This window comes from Enterococcus sp. DA9, assembly GCF_008000875.1.
In the GTDB taxonomy this organism is placed as follows: domain Bacteria; phylum Bacillota; class Bacilli; order Lactobacillales; family Enterococcaceae; genus Enterococcus_B; species Enterococcus_B lactis.
Map to the genome: position 1 here is coordinate 758,850 of NZ_CP042839.1, position 16,070 is coordinate 774,919.

Genomic DNA, 16,070 nt, shown 5'->3' on the forward strand with positions numbered 1-16,070 from the left:
AAATCCCAAGACATGCAATCCTTCCATATGGATTCTTAAAAATTTGAAAAGTAAGAAAAGTCGATAGATTTTTTCTTTCTATTATGGCACTTATAAAATACACATAGAAGAGAGAACTAGCTTTGAGCAATTTCTGCAAAAACTGGTTCTCTCTTCTATTTATTATTACGTATTACGCTGGTTCACTGACTTTCGCAATCTTCCCTTGTTCAATGTAGACCATTAAGATGCTTAGATCTGCAGGATTTACCCCGCTGATCCGGCTAGCTTGGGCAATCGTTTCTGGTTGGATTTTCTGCAATTTTTGTTTTGCTTCTGTTGCTAATCCGTTGATTGCTGCGTAGTCGATGTTTTCTGGAATCTTTTTCGCTTCCATGCGTTTTAATTTTTCTACTTTTTCCATGGCTTTTTTGATGTAGCCTTCATATTTGATTTGGATTTCTACTTGTTCGATTTCTTTTCGTGTCAATTCTTCATTCTCTGGGATAAACCGTAGAAGATCTGCATAAGTAATCTCAGGGCGTCTTAAAAAGTCGCTTGCTAGTACGCCATCTTTTAGAGGTGCCGCATTAATCGTCGCTAAAAAGGCTTGAACTTCTTCTGTTGGTTTGATCCGTACATTCATCAAACGTTTGATTTCTTGTTCAACTGCTTCTTTTTTCTTCAAATAAGCCTTGTATTGGTCTTCTTTTACTAAGCCCACACGGTGGCCCATTTCTGTCAATCGCAAATCTGCATTATCATGACGTAAAAGCAGACGGTATTCAGCACGTGAAGTCAGCAAACGGTAAGGTTCGTTCGTTCCTTTTGTCACCAAATCATCGATCATAACACCGATGTAACCGTCACTTCGTTTGATTACTAAAGGTTCTTTTCCTTGAACTTTCAAAGCTGCATTGATACCAGCAATCAGCCCTTGTCCAGCCGCTTCTTCATACCCGCTTGTACCATTTGTTTGTCCAGCTGTATAAAGATTTTCAACGACTTTAGTTTCTAATGTCGGACGGAGCTGGTGTGGTTCTACTACGTCATATTCGATAGCATATCCTGTACGCATCATTTCTACTTTTTCCAAACCGGCGATGGAATGAAGCATGTCGACTTGGACATCTTCTGGTAAAGAAGTAGATAACCCTTGAACATAGACTTCTTCTGTGTTCAAGCCTTCTGGTTCTAAAAATAGTTGGTGACGTGGTTTGTCTGCAAAACGCACGATCTTATCTTCGATGGATGGACAATAGCGAGCACCTACCCCTTCAACGATCCCTGTAAACATTGGGGCACGATGTAAGTTGTCTCGAATGATTTGGTGAGTCGTCTCACCTGTATAGGTTAGCCAGCAAGATTCCTGATCTAGTTTATAGGCACTATCTGGTGTGCTGAAACTAAAATGATTCGGCTCTTTGTCACCAGGTTGTTCTTCTGTAACAGAATAATCGATCGTACTTGATTTTACTCGAGGCGGCGTTCCTGTTTTGAACCGTTCGATAGCAAAGCCAAGTTCTTTTAGATGATTCGCTAGTCCAATAGAAGGTTGAGAGTTATTCGGACCTGATGAATATTTCAATTCACCGATAATGATTTCTCCGCGAAGTGCTGTTCCGGCTGTAATAACAACTGCTTTTGCCCGGTAGCTCGCTCCTGTGGAAGTCACTACACCATGACAAATACCATCTTCGACGATCAGTTCTTCGACGATTCCTTGTCTTAGCGTCAAATTTGGTTCTTTTTCGATCGTATGTTTCATTTGTGTTGAATAAGCATGTTTGTCTGCTTGTGCTCGCAATGCTCGGACAGCTGGGCCTTTTCCTGTGTTCAACATACGCATTTGGATATAGGTTTTATCGATATTCTTACCCATTTCTCCACCTAGCGCATCGATTTCTCGAACAACAACGCCTTTAGCTGGTCCGCCTACAGAAGGATTACATGGCATGAATGCTACCATATCCAAATTTATTGTCAGTAATAACGTTTTCGAGCCCATACGTGCAGCAGCAAGTGCAGCTTCTGAACCAGCATGTCCTGCGCCGACAACGATCACGTCATACGCATCTGCTTCATAATGTTTCAATCGTTTGTTCCTCCTTTTATTTTCCTAAACAAAATTGACTGAATAATTGAGTGATCAATTCATCTTGTACACTGTCGCCAACTACTTCTCCTAGATAATCCCAACAACGCGTCATATCGATTTGAACGAGATCCACAGGCATTCCTGCATCAATACCTGCAATGACTTCTTCAAGTGACAGAGAAGCTTTTTCTAACAATGCGATATGGCGGGTATTGGAAACATAGGTAGCGTCTCTTTCTCCTGTTTCTCCGCTGAAGAATAAATCAGAAATAGCTGATTCCAAATGATCTAGTCCGTCGTTTTTAGCTACGGAAATTGAAAAAACTGGTTCATTTTCGATCAATTTGTTCAATTTTTCTTGTTCCAACTGTGCTGGCAAATCTGTTTTATTTAGAAGAATGATCCGTTTCAATCCCTTTGTCGCTTCCAGTAATTGTTCATCTTCTGCTGTCAGTGGTTCGCTTTGGTTTAGAACAAGTAAGATCAAGTCTGCTTCTGCTAATGCTTTACGGCTTCTTTCGACCCCAATACGTTCCACCACATCTTCTGTTTCCCGAATTCCAGCTGTATCGATTAACTTGAGCGGTACCCCCCGAACATTGACATACTCTTCGATTACATCTCTAGTCGTTCCTGCAATGTCCGTAACGATTGCTTTTTCTTCTCTTAACAAATGGTTCAACAAACTTGATTTACCGACATTTGGCCGGCCGATAATCGCCGTACTTAACCCTTCCCGCAGAACCTTTCCTTGCTTGGATGTAGCAAGTAGTGCTTGGATTCTTTGTTGGATCATCTGTGCTTTTTCAAGCAATAACTTCGTAGTCAATTCTTCGACGTCGTCATATTCCGGATAATCAATATTTACTTCTACTTGGGCTAATGTCTCTAAAATCTCTTGTCTCAATGAACGGATCAAGGCAGACAGATTGCCGTCTAACTGATTGAGGGCTAACCCCATTGCTTTATCTGTTTTTGCTCGAATCAAATCCATCACAGCTTCTGCCTGTGAAAGGTCAACACGACCATTCAAGAATGCTCGTTTTGTGAATTCGCCTGGCTCAGCTAATCTTGCCCCTTCTCTTAACAGTAACTGCAAAATTTGATTGACTACGACGATCCCGCCGTGACAATTGATTTCTACTACATCTTCCCGCGTAAATGTCTTTGGTGCTCTCATCACGGAGACCATGACTTCATCGACTAGCTGATCGCTCTTAGGATCAACGATATGTCCATAATGGATCGTATGGCTTGGTACTTCTGATAGTCGTTTATTCCCAGAATGATAAACTTTATCTGCTAGTTGCACAGCTTGATCGCCACTTAAACGAACGATACTGATTGCTCCTTCTCCAGGCGGGGTAGAAATTGCCGCAATCGTATCAAATTCTAAAGTAATTTCAGCCATTTTTTCACTTCCTTTTTCATTTTGCGCACAAAAAAAGTGCCCACTCCACCCTTTATGCATAATAAATGGTGAACTTCGCACTTTGACTGCTTGTTCTTGATTAAATTCTGGTCATAGGTTATCACACTTGTCATAAGGAATCAAGTGTTTAAAACAAGTTATATGAAGTTGTACCTCACTTGATTCCATTACCTTACATTTAATTGCCTTTGGCTGTCTCTTTGTGTTCTTTGATTCTTTTTTGACTTGGAATCAATAATGATTTTACGCAGTGTTTCTACTTTTTTCTGATCAAATTGATCACACCTATTTCTTATCGCTTTGATTTCCGCTCCTGTTATGTGACGGGATTCAGGAACTACTTCTTTCCGAGGAACAAATGGGATTGTCCAAATTGCATTGTTATATTTATCACCCCAAAATACTTTATGGATTTTTTTATTCTCCAGTGGAAGCTGTTCTCGCTCTTTTTTTCTATCCAAATAATGATCATAGGCTTTTGAAATAAAATTTCTCACTTCTTCTTTACCATATCCCGATTTTTCCAAGTGCATGATCATTAGTTCATTCATTACATAGTTGAATTTTTCTGTCGATAATGTTTTGTATTTCGTTTGCCAAAAGTTTCTGTCGTGGATAGTGACTTGTTTTCTGGTTCCCAAAATATATTTTAAAGAAGCATTCATATTATTTATTTCACAGTTTCCTTGAACATACTGAGTAGTAGCAATATGATTCGCAACATATTCTTTTTCTGTGCAGTTACTTAGCTTGTTTAAAATGTGATAAGTTCTTTTAGCTGTAGCAAATGGATTAATTCTTTCTTCAAAGGTAAGATGCTGCCTTCCTATCCGAAGCACTTCTTCCAATCCTTTCTTCTCTACTCCTTCATAGACATAAACTGGGGTGATTTTTAGGGTCTCTTGATCGAACCACAGCTTTTCTTGAATCTTTTTTTTCAATGCTCTTTTATCAGGGCAGTGCATTCTCATGTGTGCTTTATCATAAACTTCTACGTTCAGACGATCTTGCTCTTTTTTTATGATGAAAGTGACGCCATGACCATTTTTGAACCATGAATACCACTTTTCTTTATAAAACATCGAAACTGGTACAACTAAAAAACTATCTTTATGATTATTCTCTAGCTCATTGATGTAATTTTTAAATAATTTTGTATGGATTGAACCATAAATACTTTTTTGAATGGATTCTTTGATTTTGTTGATGTCCCGACCTTCGAATTCATCTGGATAAACATTGAGGATTTGTTGGTAAACGGTCATAAATTCAAGCGTCGGGCTTGTACTGGGTTTCGTCTTAAAAAAAATATCATTTCCAATCATGTTCCAATTTTGTAAAAGAACACTGCACATTTCTGGCACATATTTTTCGCTATTTACGTACTTTTCTCTTTTTTTATCCGCTGATTGAATCAGCATTTCTACTTGTGCTGCATCTAAAAGATCCATCTTTAAACGCTCCTTTCTTCTCTCTAACAAATGAATAATACTGTATGAGCAAGGATTTATCTTTCTTCAAAAAAGGGAGACTAAATAAATAGGATAACGCTATCTTAACGTTTCTTTTAAAAAGAAAAATGACCTATTTATCAAACTTCTCTTATAACACCTTGTTCTTGTTGTCTTCTTCGTCGTTCAACCATCGTACTAAACGAAGGAACTGATATTCTTCGGATAATATTGTGTAGTTGTTGTTGCCTAGATTCCGTACACTTTATTTTGACAGAGAGAATTTCAATAGGCGTTAAATGATAACAACTTTTCTGTTTATTTTCGCTAGAAGGCAGTCCATAAGAAAAACAAAGCGTATGGTCGATGGATTTTCTAATTTCAGTCGGGATAATCCAATGATTATTTTTGTTGATTCCTCCCCATTCTGATTTATGTGCTATTTTGTCAATCATATCAAGAGCTGATCGCTGACTTTTGGCTTCTTTATAGACTTCATAAGCATTTCTAATGAAATTTTCTGTCGCTTGTCCATAGCCTATTTTTTTCAAATGCGTGAACATCAGCTCATTTATTGTGTGATTTAATTGTTCCGTAGATAACGTTTTGTATTTCGTTTGAAAGAATTTCTTGCCATCAATAATAATTTCTGACTTTGTTCCTAGTATGTATTTTAATGCTGCATTCATGTTTTTGATTTCGCTGTTATCTCTTACATATTGAATTGTCCCTACATGAGAGGAATATCCTTCTATTGTTGCGTACTTACTTAATTTATTGTAAATATAATAACTCTTCTTATATTTGGGAAAAGGAACTGCTTTTTCATGCCAATTGTAATGATTTCTTCCTATGCGTAAAACGTCAACCAGTGATTGAACATCGCTCAGTTCATATGTGTATATAGGAGTTAGTTTTGCTATTTCTTCCTTTGTCCATGAATTTTTATGAACATTTTTTTTCTTCGCATATTCATCTGGACGAACTGCTCTGATTTGAACTTTGTCATAAATCTGGACATTTATCTGATTATTTTGTTTTTGGATAATCACTGCAACATCAGATCTTTTTGTGAAATCAGCAGATCTATAACTTAGATAATAAAATGAAACAGGTACTACTAAAAAGCTGTCTTGATCATTGTTTTTCAATTCATTGATATAGTTACTGAACAACTCGGTATGGATCGAACCATAAATACTTTTTTGAATCGATTCTTTGATTTTTTTGATGTCACGTCCTTCGAATTCCTCAGGATGAATATCGAGAAGCTGCTGATAAATTGCCATAAATTCAATCGTGGGAGTTGTACTAGGCTTTTCTATTAGAAAAGTATCATTGTCGCGCATATTCCAATTTTGTAGAAGAAGACTGCACATATCCCGCGCATAGATATCACTTTTTAAATAACGATTTCGCTTTCGATTTGCTGATTTGATCAAATCTGTTACTTGTTTTTCAGTCAATATATTCATTCTATATGCCTTTCCTTCCTTCATTGAGTAAAACAACTTTTAAGACTACGAAATACCCAATTAATTATAACATCTGTGGTTTCTGTATATTTTCTAGCTTTTTCAAAATAAAGAAATAATTGTTTCTCTTCTATTCATGCTTTTTCTTTCTTCATAAAAACGGTAAACTAGAATGGGAGCGCTATCTAAAATATTTGTTTTTGAAAGGAGAAAAGGAATGAGCCAGTTCAACTCTGATGCATTGAAAGAAGAAAGTGATCCTCGGATCAATGATGTTGTTTTATCTACAGGAAATATCAATCAAAAATATATCGTCCGCGATATCGTTTTTGTTGTAGAATGCTTAGAAGCTGATTTGTTTGACCCAGCTTTTCCCAATGAGGATCTTTTCTTGACAACGAAGAGGAAATTAAAGTTGAAGGTTCTTGAATATGGTGCGAATGCGGTGATCAACTGTCATTTTGAGTATCAGCAAAGAAATCGGGATGGAAAGTATTTTCTGGAACTTTTTGCTTATGGAACAGTGATCCAATTTATCCAAACGACGATTGGTTAAATGAAATAGACAAAAAAAAGCGGAGCAAAACTGAAAACAGTTTCGTTCCGCTTTTTTCTATCAAAGTTAGTGACTACTTCATCGTATACTCTGATAAGAATGATTTCTAGTAAAATATACTTGGTTTGAAAAACTTTGTCAACGTGATTTATTCAAAAAGTAATGGAATCAATAATATTTTTTAGCAGGTTCAACTACTAAGTAACGATAAGGTTCCTCACCTTCCGAATGTGTTTTTACATGTTCATCTTTGCTTAATGCCGCATGGATTTGTTTACGTTCAAAGGCAGGCATTGGTTCTAAGAAAACAGGCTGTCCTGTCCGTTTTACTTTTTCAGCCGTGCGATCAGCTAAACGCTGAATAATCTCTTGGCGCTTTTCGCGGTAATTGCCTACATTGACCACTACAGATAGCTTATTTCTTGCTAAACGATGGATAAAGACTTGTGCCAGATATTGCAGTGCATTCAACGTTTTTCCATGTTTCCCAATCAGTAACCCTTGTTTTTGTGTTTCTAAATGAAAAACGACCATATTATTTGATTCTCTTTCCATTTTAACAAGTGCTGGAGCATCAAGTTGTTTTGAAATTTCAGTAAGATAGACTGCCAATTCCGTTAAAGCTGCTTCATCACCTAGCTCACTTACTTCTTCTGTTTTTTCTTCAAGAATCGTTTCGTTGACTACCTCGATCTCAGCTGTTGGTTCTTCTTCTAAAATCTCTTCTACCGTCTGTTCTACTGTTTCAGAAATTTTTTCGCTGATACTTGGCTGGATCGAAAGCCGTGCATTCTTTCGGCCCATTCCTAGGAAACCTTTTTTTCCTTCTTCCAATATTTCGATTTCAACTTGGTCTTTGGTCAAACCCAAATCAGCTAGACCTAGTTGAACAGCTTCATCTATTGTTGCAGCTTCATAAATCGGCATTAGCATTCCCTCCCCTATTATTTCCGTTTTTTCTTAGGATTCATTGCTTTCTTCAACGCACGTTCTCTTTCGCGGATTTTCCGTGCTTCTTCTTCCCGTTCTTTTCGAATTTTGAAAGGATTGTTGATCAGCAATGTTTGTACAACTTGGAAGGCATTGGAAACCACCCAGTATAATGAAAGACCGCTGGCTAAATTGACACCCATCACTAAAATCATTACAGGCATCACGAAATTCATGATCTTCATTGATGCATTCGATTCAATTTGACTCATACTAGATAAATACGTACTTGCAAAAGTAAAGATTGCTGCTAGAATCGGCAAGATAAATGTTGGATCCGCGTTCCCTAAGTTCAACCATAAGAAATGACCTTGTTTCAACTCAGGTACACGGGAAATAGATTGCCATAACGCCATCAAGATTGGCATTTGTACCAATAAAGGAAGACAACCAGCATATGGATTGACTCCATTTTCCGCATATAAACGCTGTTGCTCTTCTCTTAATTTACTTTGTGTTTCTGGGTCTCTTGAACTATATTGTTGCTGCAGTGCTTTTAATTTCGGTTGTAATTCTTGTGTCTTACGCATGCTCTTTGTTTGGAAATGCATCAGGGGCAACAAGATTACACGGATGATCAATGTAAATAAAATGATCCCTATTCCTGCATTACCAAATGACAACGCCTTGATCGCCTCAGCAAAGTAATAAACAATATAACGATCCCAAATTCCTGTACTTTGTGCGCTGACTTCCCCAGTTCCGCAACCGGATAAGACGATGACCAAACTAACGATACCGGCCATCAAAAGTAAACGTTTGTATTTCTTCACTTACTCTTTTCCTCTCTGTCGATTATTTTTGCAAGTTTTAAGACGTGGACTAAATTGGAGCGAACCTCATCATAAGTTAGCCCCTTCACACTTGGTCTAGCAATCACAATAAAATCCAACTCCGGATCAATCTCTTCTTTTATAGAATAAACTGCTGCTCGGATTTTTCGTTTGACTTCATTGCGGCTTACCGCGTTGCCGACCTTTTTTCCTACAGATAAACCAACTCGAAAATGAGGCTGTCCCGGTTTTTTCAAACGGTAAACGACGAATTTGCGGTTAGCAAAAGAATCTCCCGTATGAAACACGGCTTGAAACTCTCGTTCTTTTTTTACTCGATACGCTTTTCTCATTAGTTTTCTTTCCTTTTCTATCTCTCACTTACGCTCATAATCATACCATAATTACGATTGTCCTTTCATCATTTCCCTAAAAAAGAGTATAAAAAAAACCACTGAAACCCCAGTGGCCTAAGCTGAAAGAACTTTTCTTCCTTTACGACGACGGCTAGCTAACACACGACGTCCATTTTTAGTACTCATACGTTTACGGAATCCGTGAACTTTTTGACGTTTACGTTTATTTGGTTGGTATGTTCTTTTCATATATTCCACCTCCAAAATGTTCTTATCTATTTTATAAACACAGACATACTTTGATAGTATAACGACAAAGTAGTGATTTTGTCAATATAAAATAGAAGATCGATTGTCAAAACTTATCCACAAGATTATTTTTTTCTATGGGAATCTCATGTGGAAAAAGTTATGCACAGGAATTATCCACAAATAATAACGAGGTACTTTTACACAGAAAACACACGTGTAAAAAAAGTAATCCACAACCAGACGTTTCCCTGTGCATTTCGTCCCTAAACCATTGATAAATATACATTTGTTATCCACAGGTACAGGAGGAAATCTAGTGATTTTTACAAGTTGTCCACCTGTGCATTAGTGGTGTGGAAAACTTTTTTTGACAGCTGTGTTTTTCTCTTTTTTTATTTGTCGATTGTGTGGATAATTGTAATTAAAAAATTTTTTTCTTCGGTTTCTGTGGAAAACTATTAAAAAAAATGCTAAATTAGTACTAGTTATTCACTTTTTAATGAAGGAGGAGGCCTTATATGGTATCCCTCGATGCTTTATGGAATGAATTAAAAGCAACATACCAAAAGGATTTATCGCCTGCTAGCTATAATACATGGATTGAAACAGCGAACCCTCGAACTCTTGATCAAAACCAGCTCGTTGTTGAGGTTCCTAGCAAGATTCATAAAGAATATTGGGAAAAAAACCTGGCAACAAAAATCGTTGAAGTCGGTTATATGTTATCAGGAAATGAGATTATCCCTCGCTTTATTACTGGCGAAGAAGCAGAGCAAGAAGAAGTTGTAGAAGAAAAAAATCCAAAAGTTGCGGCACCTAGCCCGCTAAAAAAAGCCATGCTGAATCCTAAATATACCTTTGATACGTTTGTCATTGGTAAAGGAAACCAGATGGCTCATGCAGCAGCGCTCGTTGTAGCAGAAGATCCAGGTTCTATTTATAACCCGCTCTTCTTTTATGGAGGCGTAGGACTTGGTAAGACTCACTTGATGCATGCCATCGGTCATCAAATGCTGCAAAGTCAGCCTAATGCCAAAGTAAAATATGTAAGCAGTGAAACTTTTGCTAATGATTTCATCAATTCGATCCAAAACAAAACAGCAGAAGAATTCCGTCAAGAATATCGAAATGTTGATTTACTATTAGTAGATGATATTCAATTTTTCGCAGAAAAAGAAGCTACGCAAGAGGAGTTTTTCCATACTTTCAATGCCTTGTACAATGAGGGTAAACAAATCGTTCTAACCAGTGATCGGTTGCCAAACGAGATTCCGAAACTACAAGAACGCCTTGTTTCTCGCTTTGCATGGGGGCTCTCTGTTGATATTACGCCACCGGATCTTGAAACAAGAACAGCGATTTTGCGTAAAAAAGCGGCAGCTGAACGTCTAGAGATCCCAGATGACACGCTGAGCTATATCGCAGGACAAATTGATTCTAATATTCGTGAATTAGAAGGGGCACTTGTTCGAGTACAGGCTTTTGCTGCAATGAATAGTGAAGATATTTCGACTAGTCTAGCTGCAGATGCGCTGAAAACGTTAAAGTCAGGAAAAGGACATCCTCAATTGTCGATTTTGCAGATCCAAGAAGAAGTGGCAAAGTATTATCACATCCAATTGAAAGATCTCAAAGGAAAGAAACGCGTCAAATCTATTGTTGTTCCTAGACAAATCGCTATGTACTTGGCACGTGAGCTCACAGATAATTCTTTACCGAAAATTGGTGCTGAATTCGGTGGCAAGGACCATACAACGGTTATCCATGCCCATGAGAAAATCCAGCAGCTGATGGATTCTAGTGTCAGCATGCAAAATGAAGTATCAGAAATCAAAAACTTTTTACTAAATTAATTTGTCGATTCTACCAACTGAAAATAGCATGTGGATAAAAGAAAAAAACAAGCAAAAGTTATACACACTTTTTCCACAGCTGTTTTTTCGTTTCTCTCTTGCGTTTTTTGAGTTTTCCACAGAATCAACATGCCCTATTACTTTTATTATTCTTTTTAACTAATAATAAATAAACAAACATTCAAAGGAGATACATCATGAAAGTTACTTTAAACCGAGCTAGCTTTATGCAGGAATTGCAAACTGTTCAACGAGCTATTTCAAGCAAAACCACTATCCCTATTTTGACAGGTGTAAAAATCACACTGACACAAGAAGGTTTGACTTTGACAGGGAGCAACGCTGATATATCAATTGAAACTTTTTTGTCTGTTGAAAACGAAAAAGCAAATATGCAAATCGAATCTACCGGATCAATTGTTTTACAAGCTCGTTTCTTTAGCGAAATCATTCGAAGACTTCCTGAAGAAACATTTACTTTAGAAGTATTAGAAAATAAACAAGTAGCGATCACTTCTGGAAAAGCGAATTTTATCGTGAATGGATTAGATGCAGATAATTATCCTCATCTTCCTGTTGTCGAAAGTCATAACCAGATGAAATTACCAGTACACGTATTGACTAAACTAATCAACGAAACAGTTTTTGCTGTTTCACAGCATGAGAGCCGTCCAATCTTGACGGGTGTGCATTTTATTTTATCTGATCATTCTTTATTGGCTGTAGCTACCGACTCTCACCGTCTAAGTCAACGGGTGATCCCAGTAGAACAAACGGCTGATCATTTTGATATTGTTATTCCCGGGAAAAGTTTGATCGAATTGTCTCGCTCATTGACAAATGAAGAAGAAATCGTCGAAATCAGCATTATGGAAAACCAAGTCTTGTTTAAAACGGAAACAATGTATTTCTATTCCCGCTTGCTAGAAGGAAACTATCCTGATACCAATCGTTTGATCCCATCAAGCTTTAATACAGAGGTCGAATTTTCTGTTCCTAGCTTTCTAGCAGCAATCGAACGTGCTTCTTTACTTTCTCATGAAGGCCGCAACAATATCGTTCGTTTATCCATTCGTCCAGATGCGGTTGTTTTATACGGAAATTCTCCAGAAATCGGGAAAGTAGAAGAAAGCTTGAGCTATACAGCAAGCAGTGGCGATCCATTGGAGATTTCTTTCAACCCGGATTATATGAAAGCAGCGTTGCGTGCATTTGGAGATATGAGTATCAAAGTAAAATTTATTTCCGCTATTCGACCATTCACGTTGGAACCAACGGAAGATGGCGTTCAATTTATCCAATTGATTACTCCTGTACGTACAAATTAACAAAGATTTTCAAAGATATTGAAAATTTAATTGAAAAGAATTAGAAAAAATAAAATTTAAACAGAAGGCCCTAAAATCTCTTTTAAGGCTTTCTGTTTATTTTTGTCTAAATCACCTTTTTTAGATTAAATCGTCTTATATGGAAAAATATATGGATAAATTTGTTTTATTGCGGAAAAAAAGGTATAATAGAGTATACTTTTAATAATGAAAATGAGGGATGGACATTGAAACAACAAGTCATTCTAAATACGGAATTCATGACGTTGGGTCAAATGCTGAAAGAAGCCACCGTTATCGGTAGTGGCGGACAAGCAAAATGGTATTTGGCAGAAAACACTGTGTTAGTCGATGGCGAGCCGGAAAATCGTCGTGGACGCAAGCTTTATCCCGGTATGATGGTTGAAGTTCCAGAAGTAGGAACTTTTTTTATGGTAAAAAAAGGAAACGACGATAATGAGGCTGAATAAGCTGTATTTAAAAAATTATCGAAATTACGAAGAGCTGAACATCGAATTTTCCAAGAATCTGGTCATTTTTTTAGGTGAAAATGCGCAGGGAAAAACAAATCTTTTGGAAAGTATCTATGTATTGGCTATGACGCGAAGCCATCGGACAAGTAGTGAGCAGGAATTGATTGGTTGGAATGACGATCAGGCAATGATCCAAGGAGAGATCGCAAAAGGTTCATCCACTCTCCCATTAGAAATCTTATTATCTAAAAAAGGCCGAAAAACCAAGATCAACCATATCGAACAAAAAAAGTTAAGTACTTACGTGGGACAAATGAATGTCATTTTATTTGCACCAGAGGATCTTTCGTTAGTAAAAGGCAGCCCGCAGATCAGGCGGAAATTTTTAGATATGGAATTAGGTCAGATCAATCCAATTTATCTTTATGATCTTGTCCAATACCAAGCGATTTTGAAGCAAAGAAACCAGTATTTGAAGCAATTGAATGAAAAAAAACAAACTGATTTGCTTTATTTGGATATTTTGTCCGAACAACTAGCAGCGTTTGGTAGCAAAGTATTGAAAGCAAGAGCACAGTTCATCAAGCGATTGGAGTTTTGGGCTAATTCTTTACATCAGCAAATCACACATCATAAAGAGCAGCTGGAAATCGAGTATCTCACCGCAGTCGATTCTTTAGAAACACATACGCAAGAACAAATCCAAGAACAATTTCTCGCACTTTTGAATCAAAACAAAAAGAAAGACCTTTTTCGGGGAACGACGACAGTTGGTCCTCACCGTGACGATCTTTCCTTTTTTATTAATCAAAAAAACGTGCAGACTTATGGATCGCAAGGACAGCAAAGAACGACTGCTCTAAGTGTCAAATTAGCAGAAATTGATTTGATCAAAGAAGAGACAGGGGAATATCCAATCCTATTATTAGATGATGTGATGAGCGAGCTGGATGATAATCGTCAGCTCCATCTGCTGGAAACAATCGAAGGAAAAGTTCAAACGTTCTTAACAACGACGACACTTGACCATGTAAAAAATAAAATGACTGTTGAACCTGAGATTTTTTATGTTCGACAAGGGAAACTAAAAGGAGAAGAAACTGAATGACAGAAGAAAGAAGTTTAGTAGAACGCGCTAAAGAATATGATGCCAGTCAGATTCAAGTACTTGAAGGACTTGAAGCCGTTCGTAAACGACCTGGCATGTATATCGGTTCGACTAGTTCTGAAGGTCTGCATCACCTTGTTTGGGAAATCGTCGATAATTCGATCGATGAAGTATTAGCAGGTTTTGCAACGAAAATCCATGTGATTATAGAAAAAGACAACAGTATCACTGTTATTGACGATGGACGGGGGATACCAGTAGATATCCAAGCAAAAACCGGACGTCCTGCAGTTGAAACGGTCTTTACTGTTTTACATGCTGGAGGAAAATTTGGCGGTGGCGGATACAAAGTTTCCGGTGGTCTTCATGGAGTGGGATCTTCCGTCGTAAACGCACTTTCTACGCAACTTGATGTCAAAGTATACAAAGAAGGAAATGTGTACTATCAAGAGTATCGTCGTGGAGCTGTAGTGGACGACTTAAAGATCATTGAACAAACGGATCGCCATGGAACAACGGTTCACTTTACGCCAGATCCTGAAATTTTTACAGAGACAACTGAGTTTGATTTTTCAAAATTGGCTACCCGAATCCGTGAACTAGCTTTCTTGAACCGCGGGATGCGTATCTCGATTGAGGACAAACGAGAAGAAGAACCAGTCATCAATGAATACCATTATGATGGCGGGATCAAAAGTTATGTCGAATACTTGAATGCAAACAAAACCGTGATTTTCCCAGAACCTGTATATTTGGAAGGTGAGCAGCAAGATATCGCAGTTGAAGTCTCTATGCAATATACAGACGGCTACCATTCCAATATCATGAGTTTTGCCAACAATATCCATACGTATGAAGGCGGAACACATGAATCAGGATTCAAGACTGCATTAACTCGGGTAATCAATGATTATGCTCGAAAACAAAAGCTGATGAAAGAAAATGATGACAACTTGACTGGTGAAGACGTGCGAGAAGGATTGACAGCTGTTATTTCTATCAAGCATCCTGACCCTCAATTCGAAGGACAAACAAAAACAAAATTGGGCAATTCCGAAGTACGGACAGTCACTGATCGGTTATTTAGCGAGCATTTCATGAAATTCTTGCTAGAAAACCCAAGTGTGGGCCGTCAAATCGTTGAAAAAGGATTATTAGCTTCCAGAGCTCGTCTAGCAGCGAAACGTGCGCGTGAAGTAACGAGACGTAAAGGTGCTTTAGAGATCAGTAATCTGCCAGGAAAATTAGCAGACTGCTCTAGCAACGATCCTGAAAAATGCGAATTGTTCATCGTCGAAGGAGATTCGGCCGGCGGATCAGCTAAGCAAGGTCGTAATCGAGAATTTCAAGCTATCTTGCCTATTCGTGGGAAAATCTTGAATGTTGAAAAAGCAAGTATGGACAAGATCTTGGCAAATGAAGAGATCCGGTCTTTATTTACCGCTATGGGTACAGGGTTTGGAGAAGATTTCGATGTATCGAAAGCTCGTTATCATAAATTAGTGATCATGACTGATGCCGATGTTGATGGTGCGCATATCCGTACATTGCTGCTGACTCTTTTTTACCGTTACATGCGTCCAATTGTTGAAGCTGGTTATGTCTATATTGCTCAGCCGCCTTTATACGGGGTAAAACAAGGGAAGAATATCACGTATGTACAACCAGGAAAGAATGCAGAAGAAGAGTTGAAACAAGTCGTTGCTTCACTTCCTGCTTCACCAAAACCAAGTGTTCAGCGGTATAAAGGGCTTGGAGAAATGGATGATCATCAACTATGGGAAACAACTATGGACCCAAGTAATCGAATGATGGCCCGCGTCAGCGTGGACGATGCTATTGCGGCAGACCAGATATTTGAAATGTTGATGGGGGATCGAGTAGAGCCTCGTCGTGCATTCATCGAGGAAAATGCACATTACGTGAAGAACTTAGATATTTAATCA

14 protein-coding genes are annotated in these 16,070 nt (G+C 37.9%); 6 read left to right on the forward strand and 8 right to left on the reverse strand.

Translation table 11 applies throughout. From position 1 onward, the window contains the following. Positions 1-172: 172 nt before the first annotated feature. The 4 genes from mnmG to FTX43_RS04495 all read right to left on the reverse strand — a co-directional run bounded on the left by mnmG (position 173) and on the right by FTX43_RS04495 (position 6,435). Complete coding sequence (gene mnmG, locus FTX43_RS04480) at positions 173-2,074, reverse strand: tRNA uridine-5-carboxymethylaminomethyl(34) synthesis enzyme MnmG (RefSeq protein ID WP_065772633.1); 1,902 nt, start codon at positions 2,072-2,074, stop codon at positions 173-175. 16 nt (positions 2,075-2,090) lie between these two features. After that, the gene (gene mnmE / locus FTX43_RS04485) at positions 2,091-3,488 is read right to left on the reverse strand and encodes a tRNA uridine-5-carboxymethylaminomethyl(34) synthesis GTPase MnmE (protein ID WP_002309907.1); all 1,398 of its coding nucleotides are present in this window, start codon (positions 3,486-3,488) and stop codon (positions 2,091-2,093) included. Positions 3,489-3,676: 188 nt separating this feature from the next. After that, a complete protein-coding gene (locus tag FTX43_RS04490) occupies positions 3,677-4,960 on the reverse strand; it encodes a hypothetical protein (protein WP_147606794.1) in 1,284 nt (427 codons plus the stop codon). Positions 4,961-5,100: 140 nt separating this feature from the next. Continuing rightward, positions 5,101-6,435 (reverse strand): hypothetical protein, encoded by a 1,335-nt coding sequence (locus FTX43_RS04495; RefSeq protein WP_147606796.1) that lies wholly within the window; start codon positions 6,433-6,435, stop codon positions 5,101-5,103. 217 nt (positions 6,436-6,652) lie between these two features. Here FTX43_RS04495 and FTX43_RS04500 point away from each other — a divergent pair, with 217 nt between their 5' ends. After that, positions 6,653-6,991, forward strand: coding sequence for a hypothetical protein (locus FTX43_RS04500; protein ID WP_002335102.1), 339 nt, complete (start codon positions 6,653-6,655; stop codon positions 6,989-6,991). 168 nt (positions 6,992-7,159) lie between these two features. On the opposite strand, the gene jag is transcribed toward FTX43_RS04500, so the two are convergent. The 4 genes from jag to rpmH form a co-directional block, all read right to left on the reverse strand. Continuing rightward, on the reverse strand, positions 7,160-7,918 hold the full coding sequence (gene jag, locus FTX43_RS04505) for an RNA-binding cell elongation regulator Jag/EloR (RefSeq protein ID WP_002320644.1): 759 nt from the start codon (positions 7,916-7,918) through the stop codon (positions 7,160-7,162). A gap of 17 nt (positions 7,919-7,935) precedes the next feature. Next, a complete protein-coding gene (locus FTX43_RS04510) occupies positions 7,936-8,754 on the reverse strand; it encodes a YidC/Oxa1 family membrane protein insertase (protein WP_002309900.1) in 819 nt (272 codons plus the stop codon). Beyond that, entirely contained in the window at positions 8,751-9,107 is a 357-nt protein-coding gene (gene rnpA, locus FTX43_RS04515) for a ribonuclease P protein component (protein WP_002293120.1), read from the reverse strand. Before rnpA ends, FTX43_RS04510 begins: the two co-directional genes overlap by 4 nt. A gap of 117 nt (positions 9,108-9,224) precedes the next feature. Next, entirely contained in the window at positions 9,225-9,359 is a 135-nt protein-coding gene (gene rpmH / locus FTX43_RS04520) for a 50S ribosomal protein L34 (RefSeq protein ID WP_002293121.1), read from the reverse strand. A gap of 521 nt (positions 9,360-9,880) precedes the next feature. Here rpmH and dnaA point away from each other — a divergent pair. From dnaA to gyrB, 5 genes are all read left to right on the forward strand, one after another. Further along, entirely contained in the window at positions 9,881-11,215 is a 1,335-nt protein-coding gene (dnaA, locus tag FTX43_RS04530) for a chromosomal replication initiator protein DnaA (protein WP_002293122.1), read from the forward strand. Between the two features lie 197 nt (positions 11,216-11,412). Next, positions 11,413-12,543 (forward strand): DNA polymerase III subunit beta, encoded by a 1,131-nt coding sequence (dnaN, locus tag FTX43_RS04535; protein ID WP_002293124.1) that lies wholly within the window; start codon positions 11,413-11,415, stop codon positions 12,541-12,543. A gap of 227 nt (positions 12,544-12,770) precedes the next feature. Next, positions 12,771-13,013 (forward strand): S4 domain-containing protein YaaA, encoded by a 243-nt coding sequence (yaaA, locus tag FTX43_RS04540; protein WP_002293125.1) that lies wholly within the window; start codon positions 12,771-12,773, stop codon positions 13,011-13,013. Continuing rightward, entirely contained in the window at positions 13,000-14,124 is a 1,125-nt protein-coding gene (gene recF, locus FTX43_RS04545; protein WP_002309899.1) for a DNA replication/repair protein RecF, read from the forward strand. Before yaaA ends, recF begins: the two co-directional genes overlap by 14 nt. Further along, positions 14,121-16,067: a DNA topoisomerase (ATP-hydrolyzing) subunit B gene (gene gyrB, locus FTX43_RS04550; RefSeq protein WP_002288364.1), complete on the forward strand. Its 1,947-nt coding sequence runs from the start codon at positions 14,121-14,123 to the stop codon at positions 16,065-16,067. The genes recF and gyrB overlap by 4 nt, the downstream gene beginning before the upstream one ends. Positions 16,068-16,070: the final 3 nt, after the last annotated feature.

Excerpts from the sequence above, each read along its gene's own strand:
- rpmH (WP_002293121.1), bottom strand. The coding sequence starts at position 9,359 with ATGAAAAGAACATACCAACCAAATAAACGTAAACGTCAAAAAGTTCAC.
- FTX43_RS04490 (WP_147606794.1), bottom strand. The coding sequence starts at position 4,960 with ATGGATCTTTTAGATGCAGCACAAGTAGAAATGCTGATTCAATCAGCG.
- dnaA (WP_002293122.1), top strand. The coding sequence starts at position 9,881 with ATGGTATCCCTCGATGCTTTATGGAATGAATTAAAAGCAACATACCAA.
- dnaN (WP_002293124.1), top strand. The coding sequence starts at position 11,413 with ATGAAAGTTACTTTAAACCGAGCTAGCTTTATGCAGGAATTGCAAACT.
- mnmE (WP_002309907.1), bottom strand. The coding sequence starts at position 3,488 with ATGGCTGAAATTACTTTAGAATTTGATACGATTGCGGCAATTTCTACC.
- FTX43_RS04500 (WP_002335102.1), top strand. The coding sequence starts at position 6,653 with ATGAGCCAGTTCAACTCTGATGCATTGAAAGAAGAAAGTGATCCTCGG.
- recF (WP_002309899.1), top strand. The coding sequence starts at position 13,000 with ATGAGGCTGAATAAGCTGTATTTAAAAAATTATCGAAATTACGAAGAG.
- jag (WP_002320644.1), bottom strand. The coding sequence starts at position 7,918 with ATGCCGATTTATGAAGCTGCAACAATAGATGAAGCTGTTCAACTAGGT.
- FTX43_RS04495 (WP_147606796.1), bottom strand. The coding sequence starts at position 6,435 with ATGAATATATTGACTGAAAAACAAGTAACAGATTTGATCAAATCAGCA.
- gyrB (WP_002288364.1), top strand. The coding sequence starts at position 14,121 with ATGACAGAAGAAAGAAGTTTAGTAGAACGCGCTAAAGAATATGATGCC.
- rnpA (WP_002293120.1), bottom strand. The coding sequence starts at position 9,107 with ATGAGAAAAGCGTATCGAGTAAAAAAAGAACGAGAGTTTCAAGCCGTG.